Annotated in this window: 15 protein-coding genes; 14 read left to right on the top strand and 1 reads right to left on the bottom strand. The window is 52.4% G+C overall.

The genetic code is table 11. From position 1 onward, the window contains the following. Positions 1–10 precede the first annotated feature (10 nt). The 5 genes from BMY63_RS11305 (at position 11) to BMY63_RS11325 (ending at position 7585) form a co-directional block, all read left to right on the top strand. Positions 11–1852, top strand: a complete 1842-nt coding sequence (locus tag BMY63_RS11305) for an alpha/beta hydrolase-fold protein (protein WP_091916883.1) — start codon at positions 11–13, stop codon at positions 1850–1852. After that, positions 1849–2799, top strand: coding sequence for an alpha/beta hydrolase (locus BMY63_RS11310; protein WP_255397448.1), 951 nt, complete (start codon positions 1849–1851; stop codon positions 2797–2799). Before BMY63_RS11305 ends, BMY63_RS11310 begins: the two co-directional genes overlap by 4 nt. Before the next feature lie 150 nt (positions 2800–2949). After that, positions 2950–4662 carry a helix-turn-helix domain-containing protein gene (locus BMY63_RS11315; protein ID WP_091916885.1) on the top strand — a complete coding sequence of 571 codons (1713 nt, stop codon included), beginning with the start codon at positions 2950–2952 and terminating at the stop codon, positions 4660–4662. A gap of 140 nt (positions 4663–4802) precedes the next feature. Then, entirely contained in the window at positions 4803–5876 is a 1074-nt protein-coding gene (locus BMY63_RS11320) for a hypothetical protein (protein WP_143065784.1), read from the top strand. A 221-nt stretch (positions 5877–6097) separates the two neighbouring features. Further along, entirely contained in the window at positions 6098–7585 is a 1488-nt protein-coding gene (locus BMY63_RS11325; RefSeq protein WP_091916887.1) for a carboxylesterase/lipase family protein, read from the top strand. A 40-nt stretch (positions 7586–7625) separates the two neighbouring features. On the opposite strand, the gene BMY63_RS11330 is transcribed toward BMY63_RS11325, so the two are convergent. Beyond that, positions 7626–8648 carry a DUF3667 domain-containing protein gene (locus tag BMY63_RS11330; protein ID WP_091916889.1) on the bottom strand — a complete coding sequence of 341 codons (1023 nt, stop codon included), beginning with the start codon at positions 8646–8648 and terminating at the stop codon, positions 7626–7628. Positions 8649–8735: 87 nt separating this feature from the next. Here BMY63_RS11330 and BMY63_RS11335 point away from each other — a divergent pair, with 87 nt between their 5' ends. The 9 genes from BMY63_RS11335 (at position 8736) to BMY63_RS11375 (ending at position 24028) form a co-directional block, all read left to right on the top strand. Next, positions 8736–10358: a glycoside hydrolase family 43 protein gene (locus BMY63_RS11335; protein ID WP_091916891.1), complete on the top strand. Its 1623-nt coding sequence runs from the start codon at positions 8736–8738 to the stop codon at positions 10356–10358. A gap of 24 nt (positions 10359–10382) precedes the next feature. Further along, positions 10383–11951, top strand: a complete 1569-nt coding sequence (locus BMY63_RS11340; RefSeq protein WP_091916892.1) for a carboxylesterase/lipase family protein — start codon at positions 10383–10385, stop codon at positions 11949–11951. A gap of 183 nt (positions 11952–12134) precedes the next feature. Beyond that, positions 12135–13634, top strand: coding sequence for an AraC family transcriptional regulator (locus BMY63_RS11345; RefSeq protein WP_255397449.1), 1500 nt, complete (start codon positions 12135–12137; stop codon positions 13632–13634). 192 nt (positions 13635–13826) lie between these two features. Beyond that, the gene (locus tag BMY63_RS11350) at positions 13827–16940 is read left to right on the top strand and encodes a SusC/RagA family TonB-linked outer membrane protein (protein ID WP_091916894.1); all 3114 of its coding nucleotides are present in this window, start codon (positions 13827–13829) and stop codon (positions 16938–16940) included. Between the two features lie 20 nt (positions 16941–16960). Next, positions 16961–18703 carry a RagB/SusD family nutrient uptake outer membrane protein gene (locus BMY63_RS11355; RefSeq protein WP_091900063.1) on the top strand — a complete coding sequence of 581 codons (1743 nt, stop codon included), beginning with the start codon at positions 16961–16963 and terminating at the stop codon, positions 18701–18703. Between the two features lie 46 nt (positions 18704–18749). Then, complete coding sequence (locus BMY63_RS11360; protein ID WP_091900064.1) at positions 18750–20246, top strand: DUF4960 domain-containing protein; 1497 nt, start codon at positions 18750–18752, stop codon at positions 20244–20246. 39 nt (positions 20247–20285) lie between these two features. Further along, positions 20286–21959, top strand: coding sequence for a glycoside hydrolase family 32 protein (locus BMY63_RS11365; protein WP_091916896.1), 1674 nt, complete (start codon positions 20286–20288; stop codon positions 21957–21959). A 19-nt stretch (positions 21960–21978) separates the two neighbouring features. After that, entirely contained in the window at positions 21979–23139 is a 1161-nt protein-coding gene (locus BMY63_RS11370; RefSeq protein WP_091900066.1) for an MFS transporter, read from the top strand. Between the two features lie 4 nt (positions 23140–23143). Continuing rightward, positions 23144–24028 carry a carbohydrate kinase family protein gene (locus BMY63_RS11375; protein ID WP_091916898.1) on the top strand — a complete coding sequence of 295 codons (885 nt, stop codon included), beginning with the start codon at positions 23144–23146 and terminating at the stop codon, positions 24026–24028. Positions 24029–24681 lie beyond the last annotated feature (653 nt).

The raw sequence follows: 24681 nt of genomic DNA on the forward strand, positions 1-24681 counted from the left end.
CTATTATCTTATGAAAACAAAAACTATTCTTATTCTCATGTGCTTTTTGGCTTGTTGTATGCAGGCCAGTGCCGGGACCATCTGCAACGATGATGGTACGGTGACATTCCAGTACAAGAACAATCAGGCCAAGGAGGTCTTGGTAGATGTGCAGTTTGCCGGACGTGTCCCCATGGTGCGCGATGAGCAGACCGGTCTGTGGACAGTGACCCTAGGGCCTGCTGCACCAGACATGTATCCCTATTGCTTCGTTGTCGACGGGGTAAGCATCATGGATCCCCAGTGCGATCTGTATTTCCCCAACGAAGGGTTCAAGAACAGTCTGTTGGAGATTCCCAGCCGGGAAGGTTCTTTGGCACACGACATCAGACCGGTTCCCCATGGATCTGTAATGTATATCCATTACTTCTCCACGAGTCTCGGCGCTACCAATCAAGCTGTGGTTTACCTGCCACCCGGCTACCAAAGAAACCGCGACAAGAAGTATCCCGTCTTCTACTTGATCAGTGGAACCACCGACACCGAAGAGGTATACTATAAAGTAGGACGCGCCAATTATATCCTCGACAATCTGTTGGCCGAAGGAGCGGCAGAGGAGATGATCATCGTCATGCCTTACGGCAACCCCTATAAGCTGTTACCTGCCAAACCCGGTATGGGTGGCATGCCGCAGATGCAGTTTGGACGCGACGTCTTCAGTCTTGACCTGATCAACGACCTGATGCCGTATGTCGAACAGCACTTCCGCACCATCAACGACCGCGACCACCGCGCCATCGGTGGTTTCTCACGTGGTGGTAACCAAGGTCTGTCAAACGGTCTGCATCATCTCGACAAGTTCTCATATCTGTGTAGCTACAGTTCGTTCACCTCGACAGACATTCCTGGAGTATACGATAATGCTGCCGACACAAACAGCAAGCTTCATCTCTTCTGGCTCGGCGTAGGCACCGATGATTTCCTCTTCGGTAACGCACGCGATTACATGGAGTTTCTTGATAAGAAGGGTATCCGTTCTGTGAAGGAGTTTACAACCGACAAGTTCGGACATACCTGGATGAATGCCAAATATTTCCTCGACAAGACCCTGCGTCTGCTCTTCAAGCCAGATGTCGCTGAGGAAGCCATGAAGAACGGGAAACCTGCGCCAGCAGCTACTGGTCAGGAACAGCAGTTCACCGCAGGTGTGATGGCACGACTATTCCCCAAGCCTATCGTCTCACCCGAATACAAGGACAACAGCATCGCCTTCCGTTTCAAGGCTGCCGACGCTAAACAGGTGTCACTCGTCACAGAACTGTTGAGCGAGCCTCTGCCTATGCAGAAAGACGACGACGGAGTATGGAGCATAGAACTGACGGATCAGATCATGCAGCCCTTCACCTATTATTTCTTGGTCGACGGTATGCAGACAGCCGACCCGAACGATATGTATCTGGCACCATCTAAGGGTTTCAAGCCCAGCATTGCCGACCATCCCGCTTCACCTTATCACTTTGCCGGGATGGGGGCCATCCAGCATGGCATGGTCAGCTACAATCTGGATCTGAACGAGGCATGGTACGTTCCCGGCACGGATATGAGGGAGAGTATGCCGAAACTCATCCAACTGGTTCCTGGCAAAGACGACACCATGGAGAGCTGGTTCAAGATTGGTGGTGCCGATGCCGTTGCCGATAAGCTGATCGCCGACAAAAAGATCAAACCATGCATTCTGACCACCAGTTCGCTGGACTTTATGAAACAAGCCGGCGACAATGCTCCTCAGATACAGACACTCCGGGCCGATGATTACAAGACATGGGCCGAGCGCCGTCAGGCATTAGAATCACTATTACTCAAACAGAAATGAAAAAGATACTATTCTCAACAATGATGCTGTGCCTGACATCCGTAGCCATGGCACAGCCCCAAGGAGGCTTCGGAGGCTTCCAAGTACCACAGGTAAAACTGGAGACATCACAGGAGTGGAAAGACGTGAACTACGCCGGCGACGATCAGGCCTACCATACCTGCGACATCTATCTGCCTAAGAAGGAACAGGCATCTTACCCCGTCGTTATCCATATCTACGGCAGTGCATGGTTCAGCAACAACAGCAAAGGCATGGCCGATCTCGGCACCATCGTCAAGGCACTGTTAGAGGCTGGGTATGCTGTGGTATGTCCCAACCATCGCTCCAGCATGGATGCCAAATGGCCAGCACAGATCCATGACATCAAGGCTGTCATCCGTTTTGTACGGGGAGAGGCACAGACATATAAGTTCGACACCTCGTTCATCGCCACCTCCGGTTTCTCTTCCGGCGGCCATCTGTCATCTGTCGCAGCCACCACCAGCGGAACAAAGCAAGAGACCGTCGGTACGGTCGACATCGATCTGGAGGGTCAGATCGGCAATTATACCAGTGAGAGTAGTGCTGTCAACGCCGCCTGCGACTGGTCTGGTCCTATTGACCTGACAGCCATGGACTGCGGCGAGCATATGCAGATGGGCGAGAACAGCCCCGAGGATGTGCTGCTGAATGCCAAACTCGACAAGGAACCTGACAAATACCTGAGTCTGAGTGCCACCACGTATGTCGACAAGAACGATCCTCCCCTCATCATCTTCCATGGCGAAAAAGACAATGTCGTTCCCTGCTGTCAGGGAAAGAAGTTGTTCGAGACTCTGAAGGCCGCTGGTGTGAAAACCGAGGCTACATTCGTTCCTGAGGGCGGTCATGGCATGGGCATGTATGCCGAAGAGAACCTCCAGAAGATGGTCAACTTCCTCAATGCTGTAAGGGCAGCAAAATAACAGTTCAAAGAGATGACACTCGGAAGTGTCATCTCTTTTTTTACTCTTACATCATCTTTTTCTTCAAAAAACGAAGAAAAACGTTCCATATTTCTGATTTATTTCGTATATTTGCAACAACAATCAGTCTACTAGCCCGTTAGTGCGTTTATGAAAAGAATACTCGGCCTACTTCTCTTAAGTCTCATTTCTGCGCCGTCACTCATGGCACAGAAGGCCTCATCGCCCAATCAGTCGAGAGAGAAATGTCCGATGATCCAGATTGAGATTGAACGACTTCCTGACCTGAACATCCCCCGTGCAGGACATGAGTTATTCTATGTCAACGGTGAGCTCGTCGTGGCTGGCGGTCATACCAATGGCTTCGTGCCAACCCCCACAGCAGAATACTATCGCAATGGCAAATGGAATCAGTTGCAGATGGTCTACAACCATGATGTCGGTTTCTCCGTTGTATTGAAATCGGGAAAGGTGCTGCTGGCTGGAGGCTGTGATCAGCCTATCGGCATCGGCCAGACTCATCTGGCAGAACTTTACGATCCCGTCACCCACACCTTCGACGGCTTTAGTAGCATGGACCTGAAACGGACGCTTGCCGCTGGTTTGGAGATGGATAATGGACAAGTGGTCATCGCAGGCAACTGGTACCACAAGGACGGTATCGAGGTGTTCAATGGTCAGAAGAAATTCACCTATATCAAAGACGCGACTGTTGAACGCTCCCATCCTTATATCCTCCGCACCTCCAAAAGCGACGTCATCATCTTCGGCATGTCTGGCATTAGAGGTGACACGATTTCCTGCGCCGTGGCCGACCGTCTGGAAGGTGACACCATACACCTTCCACTGTTTGAGTCATGGCGTCTGTTGCCTGTCAGTCACCATCGCCCTGCTGAGAGCTTTATCGGTGACGAGACGAAGAATCTCTATGCCTATCTGATACCGGTTCAGGACAGTACCGGACAAGTGGCCATCGCAAAAGCGGAGAACGGGAACTTCTCACTCTTGCCCACCGTCTGTCCTATACCGATGCGAAGCCAATGGGAGAATATCGAGTATTACACACCTGTCTTTGTCGATCAGAAAGCCGGACGAGGCTATATCATGGGAAGCAGCCGTGATGACCATTCCAACCAAGAAAAAGCCCATCGCTTCTACCTTCTTTGTATCGATTATGCTCATGCCACCGAAAGTAAGCCTGCGCCATTGACACTCTACTACACCGACACGCTGTCTTTCTGTCCAGACAACGTACCGGTCTTTGACCATGAAGGTAACCTACTGATGGCTGGCGGTCTGCTCGACCACAGTAATTTCACCCCCTCTGCTGCCGCCTATCTACTACGCATCGCTCAAAGTCCAACGACGATCAAGGCGGGGAACAACTGGCAGTGGCTTTTGACACTACTCATCTCGACCATCCTGATTGCAGCTTTCCTGATTATCTATCTGATTCTACATAGAAGGAAGCATCATCGGGCATTATTAGAGCAAGAGTTCACGGATGATACTGATGACAAGCCTTATTCCAGAGCCACGCTGATACAGAATATCCGTAAGTTGGTTGAGAGCCAGGAACTCTATCGGAAAAGTGACCTGAAAGTTTCTGACATCGCGACTATGTTAGGCACAAACAGTCGCTATATCTCCGACTGTATCAACTCATGCGAGGGATGTACGTTCTCCAATTTCATCAATCGTTATCGCATCAACTATGTCCAGGAGATCATGCGACATCATCCGGAAAGGAAAATCTCAACGGTGTATATGGAAGCAGGCTTCAGTAATGAGACATCTTTCTTCCGCACCTTTAAAGCCTTGACGGATATGACGCCGAAAGAATGGATGGAAAAAATCGACTGACAATTTCAGAAATTATCAGTCGATTTTCTTTTTTTGTTAGTACCCCCGTTGCTTTTCTTCCTTATATTTGCGTTATAGAATAATCGTTGTGACTCATCGGCGAATCCTATAACAGTACTAACAATAAAATATTAAGCATTATGAAAAAATTGTATTTACCCTGTCTGATGCTGGTAGCATCACTGACATGTTTGTTCTTATCATGTGAAAAGGACGACGATTCTTCTGGCTCCGAGTCGAAGTACGCAGAGAAATTCTTCTCTATCGAAAATGGTACTTTCCATAGTGAGGGCATGCCAGAATCCACAACCGAAGCGACCATCAGTGGTGTAGAGATGAACGACTATGCACTGACTGGCGGCTTTAACTTCATCTCCGTGAACTCCAACCAGGAATACGATCGTTTCTACGTTGGCGTAGATGGTCAGAACGGTTATATGGAGATACCTGCTAACATGACCACAAGGACACGTGACGCCAGTCACTACTACATGATCCCGATTGTCTACGGACAAGGAATGAACAGTAATCTCGTCATGGTCATCAAGGCTCGTACCACCGCCGGAGATATCACACAGGGTTTCCGTAAGACAGTTACCTTCGTGGAGAGTGAAGAAGGAGAGTTGACCATCAACCTGACATTCGACAGGAAGAAGGATCTGGACCTCCATCTGTTGACCCCCAGTGGCAAGCACATCTACTACAATGCACGTGAATGGACGGTAGAGGCCGCCGACGGCTCTACCATCACCTACGGTCTGGACCACGACTCAAATGCAGACTGCCGTATCGATGGTTTGAACAATGAGAATATCGTTATCCCCGAGGAAGCTATCGAGCCTGGTGTATATCAGGTATACATTGAGATGTATAAGAACTGCGACAAGAGCATCGGTACCGATCTTAACTGGCAGCTGACAGTCCGCTACAAGGGCAATAGGGTCAAGAACCTCATAACGATGCCTGGTCCTGGCGACAACTCGATGGCTTTCACCGACGGTGCCACCACGCTTGAGAGTACTGGTGTCTCGCCCAACAATCCCGTCTGGGGTCGCTATCCCTATAATCATGCTGGCAGAACCCAGAAATATGTCATGGACTTCAAGATCAAGGAGTCTACGAGATCCAACGCAGCTCCAAAGATCAAGTGCATTTATAAGCCCACAGCAACGGATATGGCCAAACAGATGGACAGGGAAGAAGGTATAGAATAACTGTCTCTCATCATTTTTGTTGTTAATCTATAACGACAGAGACCGACTTATTTTCGGTCTCTGTCATTTTATTCACCAAATCGCTCATTATCAGCTATCTATCTGGAAATGATACATTTTCCAAACTATGTGATACAATGAAAGGGGAAGCGTTTTAAGGTTTTTCGTATTTTTGCAACAGGAAATCCAATAATTAAGGACCTAAAACCAAATAACATTTTATGAAAAAATCTTTGCTTCTTTTGCCATTGTTGGCATTGTTGGGCTGTACGATGCCCGAAGTCGAGACACCCGTCCTTACCGTTGATGGTGGCAGGATACAGGGTGTGCTAGCCGAGAATACTGGCGTGTATGTCTATCGCGGTATCCCCTATGCCGCTCCCCCTATCGGCGACCTGCGCTGGAAAGAGCCACAGCCAGTGGAAGCGTGGGACAGCATCCGAATTTGCGATAAATTCGGTCATCCCGGTTATCAGTCCGTCCACTATCCTGGTTACTACACCTCTGAATGGGGTTATGGCGATGAAGCACCTTACAGTGAGGACTGCCTCTATCTGAATGTATGGACGAAGGCACCCGGTCAGGTCGAGAAGAAACTGCCGGTAGCTCTTTGGATTCACGGTGGTGGTTACCGCGAGGGCTGGGGCTCGGAGCCTGAGTTCGACGGTCAGGAGTGGGCCTCAAAGGATGTAGTGCTCGTCACGATCAATTACCGTCTCGGCATTTTCGGTTTTATGCCCTATCCAGAGCTGTCGGCAGAGAGTCCCCATCAGGTCTCTGGCAACTATGGCATCCTCGATCAGATCCAGTCGTTGAAATGGATTAAGCAGAATATTGCGCAGTTTGGTGGCGATCCCGATAATGTCACGATCTTCGGACAGAGTGCAGGTGCTGGTAGTGTGAAGACACTCTGTGAGTCTCCCCTGGCCCGTGGTCTCTTCAACAAGGCAGTCATCATGAGTGGCGGTGGTATCAACGTGCCAGCGAAAGAGGGTGAGGAAGCCATGCCGGCTACCCCGATGGTGAAGTTCTTCACCTACAACCCGACGCTCAAAGAGGCCGAGGCCGAGACCAAGAAAGTGATGGACTGGGCCGGACTCACCGACCTGACCAAGCTGCGCGCCGCTTCAACAGAATTGCTCTACACAGTCGGAACACTTTATAATATGGTCAACAAAAGTGACGTCATGATCATGGAGCGTCCCATCATCGACGGCTACGTATCACTGAAGAACTTCGACGAGGCAACCCGTGGCGGAACAATTGCCGATGTACCCTATATGATTGGATACACCCTTAACGACATGGGCTCGATGGCACCCGGCATCGCTGAGTTCTGTAAGGTACGTGAGAGTCAGGGGGGTAAGGCTTGGGCCTATGAGTTTGCCCGTCCGTTGCCCGACGACGGTCATCATCCCGAGATTACGAGTCGTCTGAAAGGTGCTTTCCACTCCAGCGATCTGTGGTATGTCTTCAAGTCACTACAGCACTGCTGGCGTCCTTGGACACAGGGTGACTGGGATCTCTCTGAGAAGATGCTGACTGCCTGGACGAACTTCGTGAAATATGCCAATCCGAATGGTGCAGAAGGTAGCGAGGGACTCTCATGGACACCCTGTACGGCTGAGAACCCGCAGTTCATGCTCTTCAAGCTCGATGCTCAGGATGCAGAGGCATCAGAGATGGGTGCCCCCATCCGTCCCGAATAACGACAGACACCCTATATGGTATATAAAGACGGCGGCGTCATCACGCTGCCGTCTTTAAGTTACTTAATAAACCGGCACAGAGACTAAAGACCACACCCACAAAAATCAGTGCGAGTAAGACCGCGACGAAGGTCAGCGCAAAATAAGCAAGCACCCTACGTTTCGTGAATCCCGAGAACTGCTTGAGAGCCACAAAGACCATCCAGTATGCGATAATACTGACTGGCCATATCAATTTCCCGATGATGGCATATAGGGTATACACATTTGACACATACACCAATGCCACAAAGAACTCGGAATAGCGCAAATCCTGTACGGCCGGACTCCGTCGGAAGAAGAGGAAATAAAGCGGTACAGAGACTAACAGAAGCGTGAATAGCGAGAAGATGGCCGGATTCTTCTTTCTTAATCCATTCATAAACTTCATGAAACTCAGTCCGTCGTTGACATACTGGTTGTCCACCTTCTTCCCATTCTTGTAGACCCCGCTGTCATGACTTTCCTTTTCAGCGATTTTCTTCTGAAGCAATGAAGCGATAGAATCAGCTTTCGCATCCGATAGACCTTTCTTCTCTTTGACGGTCTCAACCAGATTCTGCTTGGCATCCGCCTCTTTCTCCTCCACTCCGAAGTCGACGCCATGCTCGATGAGTAATGAGAGAGCTGTCAGTAGGAAAAACATCTTAAATGGCGGGAAATAGGCCGATTGCATTCCTCCGAGATAGTCATGGATCATATATCCCGGACGGAACATCAGGTCACGGATACTCCGGAACATACCGCGGTTTCCGATGCCCCACACATCCAAGAAAAGCAACAAGGCCTTCTTAAATGAGAAACGGCCGACGACAGCCGACTGTCCGCAACGAGGGCAGTAGTTTCCCTGATAGAGCGTGCCACAGGAGGCACAAGCATGCTGATTCTCAGAGAGCGGCTTCACCTCGTGAGGCCTACGTTGCCACATACGGAAAGCCCTGTACCACATCTTACGCCGCTCTTTGTCAAAGAGGTATTCTATCCGATACATGATGATAATGGTTTGTCTCTGCAAAGATAACATCTTTTTTCTTATTTCTCTTTCAATCTGTGAGTTTTTTCACCTACTTGTTGTATCTTTGCATGCGAATCCTAAAACGAGAGAAAGAATATGAAGAGAATGCTGACCATGATCCTGATGATCTGTGCCACGTTGAACATGACGGCACAGAGTACTTGTAATGAAAAGATCCAGAACCCGATGCTGTGGGCCGACGTGCCCGACCCCGACGTGATCCGCGTGGGCGACACCTTCTACCTTGTGTCCACCACCATGCACCTGATGCCAGGAGCGCCGGTAATGGCCTCGAAGGATCTGAAGAACTGGGAAACTGTCGGTTATATCTTCGACCGTCTGACCGACTCGCCGAAATACGACCTGCAGGAAGGAACGGCCTACGGGCGCGGTCAGTGGGCCACCTCCCTGAAATACCACAAGGGTAAGTTCTATGCGCTGTTGGCGCCCAACGAGGAGGGCGCTATGGGTGACACCTATATCTTCTCAGCCGAGAAGGCCGAAGGGCCGTGGACCATCGTATCAAGGATGCGCCATTTCCACGACTGCTCGTTGTTCTTCGACGACGACGACCGTGTGTATGTGGTCTATGGCACTGGCGAGATGATGGAGCTGAAACCAGACCTCTCAGATGTCATCGAGGGTACTCACCAGCAGATCTTCGAGCGCGAGGCCGACGAGACAGGACTGTTGGAGGGCTCACGTATGATCAAGCATAACGGCAGATACTACCTGCTGATGATCTCGCAGGCCTATGCCCCCGGACGACATCGTCGGGAGGTGTGCTACCGTGCCGACGATATCCACGGTCCGTATGAGAAGAACGTGATCCTGGAGTCCGACTTCGGCGGATTCCCCTACGTGGGACAAGGCACCATCGTCGACACACAGGACGGCGACTGGTATGGCATCATCTTCCAGGACCGTGGCGGTGTGGGACGTGTACTCACACTTTCCCCCTGTCGTTGGATCGACGGTTGGCCGCAGATCGGCGACGAGAACGGGAAGGTGCCCGAGACGATGCGCCCGCTGAAGAGCGGACAACCCGAGACTGCCATCGTGAAAAGCGACGAGTTCGGTGATGCGAAACTCGGTCTCCACTGGCAGTGGAACCACAACCCCATCGACAAGGCCTGGTCGCTCACGGAGCGTCCTGGCTTCCTGCGCCTGAAGACCAACCGTGTCGTGCCCAACCTCTATCTGGCGCCCAACACCCTGACCCAGCGCATGGAAGGTCCGACATGCAGCGGTGCTGTGCTGCTCGACCTCTCGCACCTGAAGGACGGCGACTGCGCCGGTCTGGCCGCCTTCAACAGCGACTCCGGCATACTGACGGTAAAGCGCCAGGGTAAGAAGCTGACGCTGGAGATGAGCGAGCAGACCGTCAGCCTCACCGACCGCGAGAAGGCCGTAGAGAACCACACGGAGAAGATCATCGCACAGGTGCCACTGAAGCAGACGAAGATCTGGCTGCGCATCGACGGCGACTTCCGTGCCGGTGATTCGAAGACGAGCGGCGGGTTCAGTCCCGGCCGCGACCTCGCCACCTTCTACTACAGTCTTGACGGCGAGCAGTGGACGAAGATCGGCAACGACTATAAGATGACGTTCGACTGGCGCCGGTTCTTCATGGGCTCTAAGTTCGCCATCTTCTGCTATGCCACGAAGAAAGCCGGCGGCTATGTCGACGTCGACAACTTCGTATATTCGAAACAATAACCACCAACAATTAAAGCCAACAACATGAGAAAGTATTTATTCATCCTGGTCTTCGGACTACTGGGCATGACTGCTGCACAGAGTCAGCCGTTACTTAAGACACACGTAGAGACCGGCGACGTGGAAGGTGTTGCCGACGGTACCACCCTGGCTGTCTACAAGGCCATTCCCTATGCCGCCCCTCCTATGGGCAACCTCCGTTGGAAGGCACCACAGCCCGCCAAGCCTTGGCAGGGAGTGAGGGTATGCGACACGTTCGGCCCTTGGCCGCCCCAGCCCGTTCGTCAGGGTCTGACCCCCGACATGATGAGTGAAGACTGTCTCTACCTCGGTATCGCTACCCCTGCCACCTCGGCTGACGACCGTCTGCCAGTGATGGTATGGATCCATGGCGGCGGCTTCCAGACTGAGCACTATGGCGGCGATCTGTGGAAATACCTCGCCCTGCGCGGTGTGGTCATCGTCAGCGTGGAGTATCGCACTGGTGCCCTCGGCTTCATGGCCCATCCCGAGCTGACCAAGGAGAACGGCGAAGGCCACTCCGGCAACTACGGTCTGCTCGATCAAATCTTCGCCCTGCAGTGGGTGCAGCGTAACATCGCCAACTTCGGCGGCGACCCCTCCAATGTCACCATCTTCGGCGAGTCGGCCGGCGCCATCAGCTGTAGCATCCTCTGCGCCTCACCGTTGGCTAAGGGCCTCTTCCATCGCTGCATCAGTCAGAGCGGTGGCTCGTTCGCCCCTTGGAGCGACCAGCCGCGCTCACTGGGTCTGGATGCCTCACAGAAAGGTGCCGAGGCCCAAGGTCTCGCCTTCCAGAAGCATCTGAAAAAGAAGTCGTTGAAAGAGCTACGTAAGATGGACAGTCAGGCACTCTGTGGCAAGGATGTCGGCTTCGGCGGCTTCTGGCCCTGTGTCGACGGCTATGTGATCTGCGACGACCAGTACCGCCTCTACGAGCGTGGCGAGTATAACGACGTGCCTGTCATCGTGATGACCAACAGCGACGAGGGCGCCCTGTTCTCCCACTCCATCAAGCCCGAGGACTACGAGAAGCAGATCCGTGGCATCTTCGGCTCCTATGCCGACGAGGCCCTGAAGACCTATCCGGGCAGCACGGTCGACGAGGCGTTCCATGGCTTCGGCGACGCCTTCCGCGACATGGGCTTTGCCTGGCCTTCCTACGCATGGGTCAGTCTGCAGGCCAAGACCGGCAAGAGTCCGGCCTATGCCGCCTTCCTGGCCCAGCCCTCCACACGCAGCTTCTCGCCAGACCCGCGCCGTCGTGGTGTGGCTCACGCCGATGATATCCTCTACCTCAACGGTGAGTTCCTCAACCAGCCTGACAAGTACCCTGCCGAGTCGGCCGTGGCAGAGATCATCCAACAGTACTGGGTGAACTTCGCCAAGACGGGCAACCCGAATGGCAAGGGCCTGCCCTACTGGCCGTCGTTCGACGACAGCAAGCCCACCACGATGCAGTTCTCCAACGGAGCCTCACTCATCATGCGCCCCAACCGCGAACAGATCGACTTCGTCGACCGATACTACAAGGCCAAGCGCGAAGAGACAGAAAGCCAGAGGAAGAGATAAGTATAACAAACGTAAGAATATAACGACTTGAAAATAGACGTAAACCACCTGTATAACGAATCTTAGGGCAGCAATTAAGTTGCCCTAAGCATTCTCGTCTTGTTCATAATTTGATATATGCGACAAAGATTCTTTTATTTACTTGTATTGGCCGCGGTACTTGCCTCCTGCTCTGGAGACAAAGTGAAGTATCGTATCGGAATATCGCAGTGTTCGGATGACATATGGCGTAACAAGCAGAATGCAGAGTTGCGCATGGGTGCTTATTTCCATGATAACGTGGAACTGAAGTTCGCGGCGGCCTACGATAGCGACGAGCGGCAGGTGCAGCAGATTGACAGTCTTGTGAATGATGGCATCGACTTGATGATTGTGGCACCAAATCAGGTGCAGACCATCTCGCCTGCTATCGATCGTGCATACGAAAAAGGCATCCCTGTGATTGTGTTCGAGCGCAAGACCAGTTCACGGAAATATACCGCCTTTATCGGTGCCGACAACTACGAGATGGGCCGTATGATGGGCGAATACATCGCCTCTCGACTTCATGGACAGGGAACGGTGTTGGAGATAAAAGGATTAGAAGGCTCGTCGTCTGCCATCGAGCGCCATAATGGTTTCATGAACGCCCTGAAGGATACACCAGGTATCAAGATCGTTGGCTCGCTACAGGGCGACTGGACAGAAGAGAGCGCAGTCGAGGCTATGAAGCAATGGTTGGCAGACAATCCTGATAATCGTGTTGATTGTGTTTTTGGTCACAACGACCGCATGGCGATGGGAGCACGTACAGCAATAGCCAAGTCTTCACTTGCAACTATTCACGTTCCCCTTTTCTGCGGCATCGATGGTCTGCCTGGCGAGAACGGTGGTATCCAGCTGGTGCGCGACTCCTTGCTTGATGCTTCATACATCTATCCCACGCATGGTGATCAGATCATAGAATTGGCCGTTAGCATACTTGAGGGCAAGCCCTATAAAAAAGAGACCATGTTGATGTCTGCCCTTGTAACAAGTGACAATGCCAAGGTACTACTCATGCAGAGCGAGGAATTGATGCGACAGGCCGACCATCTGGATCAGTTACATAATAAAGCCGACAACTACCTGCATGAACTTGACACCCAGCGTGTCGTGAATTGGCTCGCCATCGGCATCATCGCGTTACTTATCGTCGTCTTCGTATTGTTCTACCTCTATCATTTACGGAAAATCAGTATGCAAAGAGCGCGCGTGGTTAACACTTTATGGAACCTTAAGCCAGAGGATGTCACAGTGATCTCGGAACCCTCTGAGTCCCAGAAGACGTCCGAGATTTCAGAGGCATCAGGAAGCTCTGTTATCCCAGAGGAAAGCGACGCTTCTGCCGTCTCTTTGTTTATCACGCGTTTTAAGGAAGTCGTGGAAGCTCGTCTGACAGACAGTAATACCAGTGTGGAAGATCTGGCAGAAGACATGAACCTCAGTCGCGTGCAACTCTACCGCAAGGTGAAGGCTGTGACAGGCTCGTCGCCTGTGGAATTGCTACGAACTGCTCGCCTGAGCTGCGCCTACCAGTTGCTGCTTACTACCGACAAGAGCGTCTCTGAGGTTGCGTATGCCGTCGGCTTTACCGCTCCCAGCTATTTCACGAAATGTTTCAAGGAGGAGTATGGCATGGTGCCGGGAGACGTAAGGAAGTGAAAAAGTGAATAATCTGCTGCCGGCTCACGAGTAAAAGCTAAGAAATATCGTTCATTCCATTGCAAAAATGTTTCATTGCAACATATTTCGCATGGGATGAACGATATTTTTAATGCCCAAGAACAAATAGTTAGTACTTTCACAGCAGATTTTCAAACAGACAGAGTATTAACTTAAAACAAAAAAAGACAAATGGAAAGACTAAGGAGATTCCTAACGAGCACGCTGCTCATCTTTGCGAGTACAATAATATACGCGCAAACGGAACTGACGGGTTCTGTCGTCGATGAGAACGGAGAAGGCGTCATCGGTGCCACCGTAAAGGAGAAAGGAACGACGAGCGGTACTGTTACCGACTTCGACGGGAACTTCAAACTAAAGGTTGAGGCGGGCACCATGCTCGTGGTGAGCTACATTGGCTATGACAATGTGGAAGTGGCTGCCGCCCCAGGCATGAAGGTGCAACTGAAAGAGAACGCCAGCGAACTGGCAGAGGTCGTGGTGACGGGTTACCAGAGCCAGCGTAAGGCCGACCTCACGGGTTCTGTAGCCGTGGTGAAGACCAACGATATGAAGACGTCGAGTGATACCGATCCCATGCGAGCCTTACAAGGTAAGGTGCCGGGCATGACCATCACCTCGAACGGCTCGCCTGTAGGCACTGGCACCATCCGCATCCGTGGCGGTGGCTCGTTCAACTCGTCACAGGATCCCCTCTTTATTATTGACGGGGTGCCCACGACCACGAGCCTGAACACCCTGAACATGAACGACATCGAGTCGATGCAGGTATTGAAGGATGCCGCCTCGGCCTCTATCTACGGTAGCCGCGCTGCCAACGGTGTGATTATCATCACCACCCGAAACGGCAAGAAGGGTGACAAGGTGAAGGTAGACTTCTCGGCCAATCTCACCACCCAGTTCTACAATAAGCAGACCATGATGAAGTTGGCCAACACATCGGAATATGCTACTGCCATGGCACAGGCTGCCATGAACGACGGCTTGGACCCCGAGCAGTATGCCAACAACTACGGGCTGACACTCAACGCTGCCAACGGTAAGCATATTCAAGCCTACGACCCCGCCACGGGACAAATGCGCCAGTTCATTGTGAACGGCCTTTACGACGGCTTCATGAACTCTAAGAAGACCATGCGTTTCAGCGACACCGACTGGCTCGACGCAATCAGTCGCACGGGTTTCTTGCAGAGTTACGATCTCAGTCTCTCGAACGCTACAGAGAAATCATCGGCACTCCTCTCTTTCGGTTATAAGAAGAACAACGGTATCCTGAAATACACCGATTTCGAGAGCTTCTCTGGTCGCATCAACACCAGCTACAAGGTGAACAAGATCGTGAGCGTGGGTGAGAACGCCACTATCACCTACAGTAACCAGGTGGACTGCCAGCCTCTAGAGAATGCCCTGAAGATGTCGCCTACACTACCCGTATATGAAGAAGACGGCAAGACCTTCTCAGGCCCTGTAGGTGGTATGAGCGATCGCCAGAACCCCCTACGTGAGCTCTACCATAACCGCGACAACCGTCTGAAGATGTGGCGCATCTTCGGCAATGCCTATGTCAACCTGCAGCCGGTCAAGGGCCTGACGCTGCGCTCTAACTTTGGCCTTGACTACTGGTCGGAGTTTATCCACAGCGTTACCTATACCTGGCACTCTGACGTGGTGAACAACTCTACGCCCTCTGCCAATCTGGGCACTAAGAACTCCGTGAAGTGGACCTGGTCGAACACAGCCAATTATAAATTCAACATCGGTGCCGACCACAACTTCATCGTGCTGGCCGGTATGGAGCTGCACCGCGACGTGGAAGAGCGCTCATCGGCTTACGCACAGATGTACGCACTGGAGAACTACGACTACATGTGGCCTGATGCCGCCACGGGCACCCAGCGTGCCGGCGGTATCCGCGAGGGCTATAACCTGGTATCGTTCTTCGGCAAGCTGGACTACAACTGGAAAGACTTGGTACTCGCTTCGTTCACCATCCGCCGCGACGGTTCTTCACGCTTCGGTGAGAACAACCGCTATGGTACCTTCCCCGCCTTTACGCTGGGCTACCGTCTCTCCGAGAACTTGAAGCAGGAGTGGATCAATGACCTGAAGCTCCGCGCCTCATGGGGTGAGACCGGTAACCAGGCTATCTCCAACTACGCTCGCTACGGTCTCTATGCTGCCACATACGGCGGTGGCCGCAACGAGTCGACAGCCTATGATCTGGCGCTTGCCGGCAGCGGTATCTTCCCTTCTGGCTTCCGCGCCACACAGTCGCAGAACAACAACCTGAAGTGGGAAACGACCGAACAGTATAACCTCGGTATCGACTTCACCCTCTTCGGCAGCTCCGTCTATGGTACAATGGATGCTTATATCAAGAATGTGAAGGACATGCTCATCAACCCTGCCTACCTCGGATCGGTGGGTGAGGGCGGCGCCTCGTGGCTCAACGGGCCCAGTCTGCGCAACTGGGGTATGGAGTTCGCTCTGGGTTATCGCGGCACCACCGATTTCGGTCTGAAATACAACGTAAACGGCAACCTCGACTTCTTCCGTCAGTGCGTGACCTACCTGCCCGAGACGACCACAGGCTCATACGTTCACACCGCCAAGGAGAACCTGGTGGAGGCTAAGAAGCCCTATGGCTCGATTGTAGGTTATGTGGTCGACGGTCTGTTCCAGAATCGTGAAGAGGTGCTGGCTGGCGGTCAGGAGAACGCCCGCGTGGGTGGTCTGAAATATGCCGACCTCGACGGCAATGGCATCATCAACGAGCAGGACCAGACCTGGATCTTCAATCCTGTACCCGATTTCTCATGGGGCTTGAACTTCGAGCTGGGCTACAAGGACTTCGACTTCTCGATGTTCTGGCAGGGTGTCGCTGGACAGGATGTGTATAACGACCAGAAGTTCCAGACCGATTTCTATAGCATCACCGATGCCGGTTCGAACAAGGGCAACCGTATGCTCGATGCCTGGACAACAGCCAACACAGGCAGCAACATTCCCGCTCTGACCACCAACAACGTGGGCAACGAGAACCGCACCTCTACCTATTTCGTGGAAAACGGCTCCTACGCTAAGCTGCGCCAAGTGCAGATAGGCTACAACCTGTCTGACAACCTCTTGAAGAAGGTGCGCATGAGCAGTGCACGCGTCTACATCTCTGGGCACAACCTGCTCACCCTGAAGAGCAGCTCTCTGACCTGCAGCGACCCCGAGAACCCTCGTTGGATGTATCCTAACAGCACGAGTTTCTCGATTGGTATTCAAACATCATTCTAATATATAATAAGGTAAAGATTATGAAAGCAATATATAAAACAATCTGTGCAGGACTGATCGTCTGTGGTACGTTGACATCATGCAACGATTTCATCGACGTAGAACCACAGGGCGTCATCAGTGAAGATCTCGCCATGAGCCAGCCTAATGAAATGGTAACTTCAGCTTATGCCAAACTGGGCGACGACTGGTACACCTATCCGTTTAATCTCTGGCCTTATGGCGACGTCTCCTCTGACGATGCCATGAAGGGCGGATCGGGCACCACCGATACCAACTATCATCCTGTGGAAGTATGGTCGACGCTGACAGCCTCGACGCCCGACCACATGGACGAGCAGTGGTATCACTTCTACTGTAGCATCTCACGCTGCAACCGCGCGCTGGTCTCGCTGGCCGAATACGGGAATGCCAAACTGGGTGAGGAGAAAACCAAAATCCGCGAGGGCGAGGTGCGCTTCCTCCGCGCTCACTTCTACTTCAAACTCGTCCAGATGTGGTACCAGGTGCCCTGGATCGACGAGGAGGTATATAAGAACCACACCGAGGAGCAGACACCCAACACCCAGTTCACCCATGAGGAGCTGATGGACAAGATCGTGGCTGACTTCAAGTTTGCCTATGATGTGCTACCCGTACAGCAGAGCGAAGGCGGTCGCGCCAACAAGATTGCCGCCGCAGCCTATCTGGCCAAGTGCTACCTGACTATGGCCTGGGGCGATGGCTATGAGGCTTCGACCGGTGCCGGCCACATCAACAGCCAGTACATGCAGGAGGTGATAAAGTACACTAACGATGTGAAAAACTCACCATACGGCTACCTGGAGGATTTCGGAGATATCTTCCTGCCGGAGTACAAAAACTCGAAGGAGAGTGTCTTCGCCGTACAGCACAGCGACTATCAGGACGATAATACCCTTTACGGACGCGCCAACTGGAGCAACATGCTCAATGGCTGCTGGCAGATATGGTCGTGCGGATGGGACTTCCACAAGCCCACGCAGAACCTCGTCAACGCCTTCAAGACCCGTGACGGACTGCCCATGTTTGACGACTACAACGATGAGATTGCCTATCCTATCAACGGTGTGCCTACTGCCCAGAAATGGGATCCGCGCCTTTTCCATACCGTCGGTATGCCCACTTTCCCCTACAAGTACGAAGCCGAGTACACCATGACCAAGGACAACAGTCGCACACCGAACACTTACGGCTACTATACCTCACTGAAGGAGGTGCCGCAGCGTTCGAAAGGAGAGACCTTCGACAATCCCTGGCAGGCCTTCGCCATGAACGACTATGTGCTGCGCTACACCGATGTGATGCTGATGCGTGCTGAAGCCCTCATTGAGACAGGACAACTGGAGGAAGCCCGTACCATTATCAACGACATCCGCCAGCGTGCCAAGAACAGCATCGCCAAGCATATCCAATATGCCGCCAACCAGTGCGACATTGCCCTCTATCCTGCCAGCTATTTCTCTAATAAGGAACAGGCCCGCAAGTGCCTGCAGTGGGAACGACGCTTAGAACTGGCCATGGAGAACGGCCGCTACTTCGACCTGCGCCGCTGGGGCATCGCCTCGCAGACGCTTAACAAGTTCTTTGACAAGGAGAAGGATGCCATCTACGACGGTCAGACTTACGCCCAGTATTATAAGGACGCCCACTATACGCCCGCAAAGAACGAGTACTTCCCCCTGCCCTACATCCAGCTCTACTACGTGCCAGGGCTCTATACTCAGAATAAAGGATATAATTAAAGTGGGGAGTTAAGAGTTAAGAATTAAGTATTAAGAATTAAGAGTTATGAAAAAGATATCTATCATTATAATGGCGATGTGCGCACTTATCCTGACCGCTTGTCAGGATAAGGACATCGACCGCAAGACCATGATCCTCTCGGCTCCCGATGCCGCACAAATCACCGGTGCCTTGAATGGCGATGACTACACCTGGACATGGTCTGCCCAGACAGAGCAGATGCAGGTCAGCATCTATCGCAACGGCACGCTCTCAGTCAGCGAGACCGTCAGCGGCAACAGCTATACACAGAAGGACGTGCCAACGAACGTGCCATTTGAGTATGTCTTCAAACTTACCGACGGCACCAATTTCTCTACTGGCGTTATCAAAAACTATCTGCGTGAAGGTGCCACCAGCATCAGCGGTGTGCAGATGTCGCAGGTGGATAAGGCTGGCGGCTACGATGCCCTCGTAGAGTGGAACAAGACTGCCGATGCCACCGGCATCAAGTTCTCCGCTACCAATGGCAAACAGACCATCAATGAGACTCTCCCTGGCACAGCCACTTCCTATACGATCTCCGACGTAAAGACTGGCGACACTTGGGAAGTCACCCTGACTGCTGTGAACGATAAGGGTACAGCCCTCTCGACCCGCTCATCACTTCGCATCGGTAAGACTGCCATCGGCTTCCTGAGTGTCTATGCCTCGCCTGAAGAACTGGTTGCCAATGGTGATGACGACGAGGCCTCGGCCTGGCTCTGGCTCCACGAGACCTATCCGACGGCTCAGTTCGTGCCTTTCACCAGCATCAACTCTGCTGATGTCATCGAACCCTATCGCGTGCTCTTCTGGCTTCGCGACCTAGAGGGTGTCAGCGAGAGCGACGTTTGGAATATACCCACCGACGTAGAGGCCGCCACGCCCATCATCCGCGAGTGGTACAAGGCTGGCGGTAGCCTCCTGCTCTGGAGTCACGCCACCGTCTATGCTGGTCATCTCGGACGCCTCAATCTCGACGACATGAAAAACAACGACCATGCCTTCGGTTTCGGCTTCGGCGGCATTAACAATGACGTTTGGAAGATGGCTGTCGAACTGTATCCCGACCATAAGTTCAAGAAAGATCACTCCTCGCACCCCATCTACAAGGGTCTGGAGGTGGAGACAACCGCCGATACGAAGCTTATCGCCTTCAAGGGACCAGGCTGGACGGAAGACCACAACTGCCTCTACTTCAATCTTCCCAGTCTCTTGACAGGTATCGGCAATAGCGAAGAGGCCTGCTACACCCAGTGTACCCAGACCTATGGTATCTATCCGCTCGGCACATGGGATGGTCAGATATGGTGGATCAGTCAGATGAACGTCTGGGAAGCCCAACAGGGCAACACAGACTTCCAGGGTACGCTACTCTGCATCGGTAACGGTGGCTGCGAGTTCTCGATGAAGAATGCCGATGGCACGCCCGACAAGAGTGCCCACCCGAAGAATAACATCTATCAGGACAATATCCTCACCCTCGCGAAAAACTCCTTGGAGTATCTGAAAACACGATAAAATATGTAAATTTGCAGCAGAAACTTAAAACAAACGAATATGAAGAGACTCATGATGATGACTGCCCTACTGATGGCGGTGACAGTGAAGGCCCAAGGTCCAATGATCCTGGGAGATAATCATGCCATGCTACGGGTGAAGCAGGGAACAAAGTATCTGCTGCTGCCCGTGCAGGAGAAGGAAGAGAATGCGAACATTGCCGTGCTCGACATACGTAACGAGATGGTACAACGGCTGAACGTCCGTCTGGCCGTGGACAAAGTGGATTATTTCGTTCCTTTCGAAATCAGGAACGGACAACTGTTAGATATCACCTTTCATGCTGACAAGAGGACGACAGGAGCCATGAAGGATTTCGTGTGTTGGAAGGAGATGAAGTACTCGGACACCTTCGACACGACAAACCGCGAACGCTTCCGTCCACGATATCACCACACGCCGTTGTATGGCTGGATGAATGATCCGAACGGTATGTTCTATAAGGATGGCGTGTGGCACCTGTACTATCAGTATAACCCCTATGGCTCACAGTGGGAGAACATGAGTTGGGGGCACTCCACCTCGCGCGACCTGATTCACTGGGATGCTCAGCCGCTGGCCATCGAGAGCGACTGGCTGGGAGCCATCTTCTCGGGCAGTGCCATCGTTGACAAGGACCATACGACAGGATTCGGCCGCAATGCGGTCGTAGCTATGTACACGTCGGCTGGAGCCGCTCAGACGCAGAGCATCGCCTACAGTACCGACGGCGGACAGACATTCACTAAGTATGCCGGTAATCCTGTCATTACCTTCAACGCCCCTGACTTCCGCGACCCCAAAGTATTCTGGCACGAGCCTACAAGCAAATGGATGGTGGTGCTGGCAGTGGGACAGGAAGTGCAGTTCTACAGTTCCAAGAACTTGAAAGAATGGAAGTACGAGAGTTCATTTGGTCGTGAATACGGCAACCACGATGGCGTATGGGAATGTCCCGATATGCTTTGCTTCGGCGAAAAGTGGGTACTGCTGCTCAACATCAATCCCGGTGGACCTTTCGGTGGCTCGGCTACGCAGTACTTCGTTGGGCGGTTCGACGGCCACACCTTTACGTGCGAGGACAATCCCTCAGAGACGAAATGGATGGATTACGGCAAGGATCATTATGCTACCGTCACCTTCCACAATGCTCCCGAAGGCCGCATCGTAGCACTGCCCTGGATGAGCAACTGGCAGTATGCCAACCAAGTGCCCACCCAGCAGTTCCGCTCAGCCAATGGATTGCCCCGTGACTTGGGTATAAAGACCATTGGCGGCGAGACCATCCTGACCTGCATCCCCTCGAAAGAGGTGATGGCCCTGCGTGGCAAGAAAGTAAAGCAGCCGACGGAGGCCTGCGAGATCGTCATCGACATGAAAAGCTCGACCGACATCGTCCTGTCTAATGCCAAGGGTGAGCAGGTCACGATGCACTACGATGCCCAGAAGCAGGAGTTCAAGATGGATCGCACGAAGAGCGGCGACGTGAGCTTCAGTGAGGCTTTCCCTTGTGAGACCGCTGCTCCCACCTTCGGTAGCATCAAGCAGTTGCGTCTTTTCATCGACCGCTGTTCCATCGAGGCCTTCGACGCAGAAGGAAAGATGGTGATGACCAACCTTGTATTCCCCTCAGAGCCCTACAACACCATAAAGGTAAAGGGCGGTAAGACAACCATCTACCAACTTGATAAATAAAAACAGACCATCGTTCATTATGAATAAAACTAGTAAACTCGCCCTCATCCCCGTGATGCTCTGCTTCTTCTGCATGGGCTTCGTGGACTTGGTGGGCATCGCCTCCAACTATGTGAAGGCCGACCTGGCCCTGAGCGACTCCGTGGCCAACGTATTCCCCTCGTTAGTATTCTTCTGGTTCCTCATCTTCAGTGTTCCCACGGGCATGCTGATGAACAGGATTGGCCGTAAGAAGACTGTGCTGCTCTCGCTTGTGGTGACAGTCGTGTCTCTGCTTTTGCCGCTGTTTGATGAGTCGTTCGGCATCATGCTTGTGGCCTTCTCACTGCTAGGCATCGGCAACGCTCTGATGCAGACATCGCTCAACCCGTTAGTATCGACCGTGATGGGCGGCGGTAACCTGGCTTCTACGCTCACTTTTGGACAGTTCATCAAGGCCATCGCCTCGTTCTCTGCTCCCTATCTCGCCATGTGGGGTGCCACGATGGTCATTCCTGAATTCGGACTGAACTGGCGTGTGCTGTTCGGAATCTTCTTGATCGTTGGAATATTGTCATCGATTCTGCTCCTCATCACGTCTATTGACGAACCAGCCATTGAGGGCAAGCCTTCCACGTTTGTGGAGTGTTTCAAACTCCTGGGCACCCCCATCGTGCTGCTGTCGTTCTTTGGCATCATGTGCCATGTGGGCATCGACGTGGGTACGAACACGACGGCGCCGAAGATCCTCATGGAACGACTAAGTATGACGCTCAACGAGGCAGCCTTTGCCACGAGCCTCTACTTCATCTTCCGTACCATCGGCTGTCTGACGGGTTCGTTCTTTCTCCGCGTACTCAAGATGCGAACGTTCTTCATCATCTCGGCGGTGATGATGGCGCTATCGATGTGTGGTCTGTTCTTCGGCACGCAGCAATGGATGCTCTACATCGCTATCGCATTGGTGGGCTACGGCAATTCGAACATCTTCTCCATGTGCTTCGCCACTGCCCTCGAATCGATGCCCGAGAAGCAGAACGAGGTCTCGGGCCTCATGATCATGGGCTTATTCGGCGGCACGATCTTCCCCCTGCTCATGGGTTTCATGAGCGACGCCATGGGACAGGCCGGAGCCGTGCTGGTGATGGCTGTCGGTGTCCTCTACCTCTTTACGTATATCAAACAAATAAAGACCACATAAAACTATGAATCAGAAACGTTATGTAGTAGGACTCGGTGAGGTCCTGTGGGACGTACTGCCCGAAGGCAAGAAACTAGGTGGTGCCCCTGCCAATTTCGCCTATCATGCAGGACAATTCCTGGGTAGTGACTACACGATCGCTATCAGTGCGCTGGGAAAGGACAAACTGGCCGACGAGACCATTGAGGCTCTGAAGGAGCATGGTCTGAACAATCTGCTGCCCCGTGTACCTTATCCTACTGGAACAGTACAGGTGCAGCTCGACGAACAGGGCATCCCCACATATGACATCAAAGAGAACGTCGCATGGGACAATATCCCTTTCGATGACGACATCCAACAAATAGCCCGCAACTGTCGGGCCGTTTGTTTCGGCTCATTAGCCCAGCGCAACGTGGTGAGCCGTGAGACCATTCAAAAATTCCTTGATGCCACGCCCGATGACTGCATAAAGATCTTTGACATCAACCTGCGCCAGCAGTTCTATACGCAGGAGATTCTGCGTGAGTCGTTCCAGCGCTGCAACATCCTGAAGATAAACGATGAGGAACTGGTGCTCATCGGCCGCATGTTCGGTTATCCTGGCCTCGACATCGAGAACAAATGCTGGCTCATCCTGGGCAAGTACAATCTCGACATGCTTGTACTCACATGCGGCACTAACGGTAGCTATGTATTCACCCCAGGTCACATTTCCTTCCAGGAAACGCCTAAGGTCAATGTGGCCGATACGGTAGGCGCAGGCGACTCCTTCACCGGCTCATTCGTGGGTAGTATCCTTAATGGCAAGTCTGTGCCCGAGGCTCATCGCACCGCCGTTCAGGTCTCTGCCTACGTCTGTACCCAAAACGGAGCCATGCCCAGCTACCCAGAAGAACTGCTGCAATAAGGAAGGTCGCCGTTTGTCCTAAAAAAATGCCTAAAAAAGTGTTCGGCTGAAGTTACAAACCAGAAAAACCGAGGGGGCTTTTTACTCCCTTTTTGCCCTATTCGGAGTGGAGAACGAGGCTACACCGGGTGGGGGTGCCTTCTAACAGTCAAAGGGATTATCTCTATGACTGTAAGGAATGGCATCTACGAGAGAAAGGGATCATCTCTATACCCTATAAGGGATTATCTCTTTCACTCGTAAGCCCTATCTCCACAACTCTTGGAGCCTATCTCTCTGAGGGAAAGATCCTGGCTCTACATTGATAGTATATAACTTACTTATTATCAAGCAAATATAAAAATTGCTTAAAACTTACGTCTACGTCCTTATTGCGTTGTTTCTGGTTAATACGCGAGTTATGAGGGGGCGTTTGTAAAAATAAATCGCAATTGAATTGTCTGGCGTGTTTTTTCGGCTGCGCTTTGATGCTGCGGTATTCCCTTCGACAGGCTCAGGGACCGCAGAGGGACGTAGTGGACCGTAGGAAGGGGGGGATTTCCGACTGACAGAAACGCGGAGGCCCCCTCATATACTTTTAGCCCCCTAGAGGGGGCAAGTATAGAGGGGGACACCTCTGGCTTATTCTGTCAGTCGGCCGCCGCCATCGCTCA

It is taken from the genome of Prevotella aff. ruminicola Tc2-24 (assembly GCF_900110895.1).
Lineage (GTDB): Bacteria > Bacteroidota > Bacteroidia > Bacteroidales > Bacteroidaceae > Prevotella.

Excerpts from the sequence above, each read along its gene's own strand:
- BMY63_RS11335 (WP_091916891.1), top strand. The coding sequence starts at position 8,736 with ATGAAGAGAATGCTGACCATGATCCTGATGATCTGTGCCACGTTGAAC.
- BMY63_RS11360 (WP_091900064.1), top strand. The coding sequence starts at position 18,750 with ATGAAAAAGATATCTATCATTATAATGGCGATGTGCGCACTTATCCTG.
- BMY63_RS11375 (WP_091916898.1), top strand. The coding sequence starts at position 23,144 with ATGAATCAGAAACGTTATGTAGTAGGACTCGGTGAGGTCCTGTGGGAC.
- BMY63_RS11305 (WP_091916883.1), top strand. The coding sequence starts at position 11 with ATGAAAACAAAAACTATTCTTATTCTCATGTGCTTTTTGGCTTGTTGT.
- BMY63_RS11320 (WP_143065784.1), top strand. The coding sequence starts at position 4,803 with ATGAAAAAATTGTATTTACCCTGTCTGATGCTGGTAGCATCACTGACA.
- BMY63_RS11340 (WP_091916892.1), top strand. The coding sequence starts at position 10,383 with ATGAGAAAGTATTTATTCATCCTGGTCTTCGGACTACTGGGCATGACT.
- BMY63_RS11315 (WP_091916885.1), top strand. The coding sequence starts at position 2,950 with ATGAAAAGAATACTCGGCCTACTTCTCTTAAGTCTCATTTCTGCGCCG.
- BMY63_RS11330 (WP_091916889.1), bottom strand. The coding sequence starts at position 8,648 with ATGTTATCTTTGCAGAGACAAACCATTATCATCATGTATCGGATAGAA.
- BMY63_RS11325 (WP_091916887.1), top strand. The coding sequence starts at position 6,098 with ATGAAAAAATCTTTGCTTCTTTTGCCATTGTTGGCATTGTTGGGCTGT.
- BMY63_RS11310 (WP_255397448.1), top strand. The coding sequence starts at position 1,849 with ATGAAAAAGATACTATTCTCAACAATGATGCTGTGCCTGACATCCGTA.
- BMY63_RS11350 (WP_091916894.1), top strand. The coding sequence starts at position 13,827 with ATGGAAAGACTAAGGAGATTCCTAACGAGCACGCTGCTCATCTTTGCG.
- BMY63_RS11370 (WP_091900066.1), top strand. The coding sequence starts at position 21,979 with ATGAATAAAACTAGTAAACTCGCCCTCATCCCCGTGATGCTCTGCTTC.
- BMY63_RS11365 (WP_091916896.1), top strand. The coding sequence starts at position 20,286 with ATGAAGAGACTCATGATGATGACTGCCCTACTGATGGCGGTGACAGTG.
- BMY63_RS11355 (WP_091900063.1), top strand. The coding sequence starts at position 16,961 with ATGAAAGCAATATATAAAACAATCTGTGCAGGACTGATCGTCTGTGGT.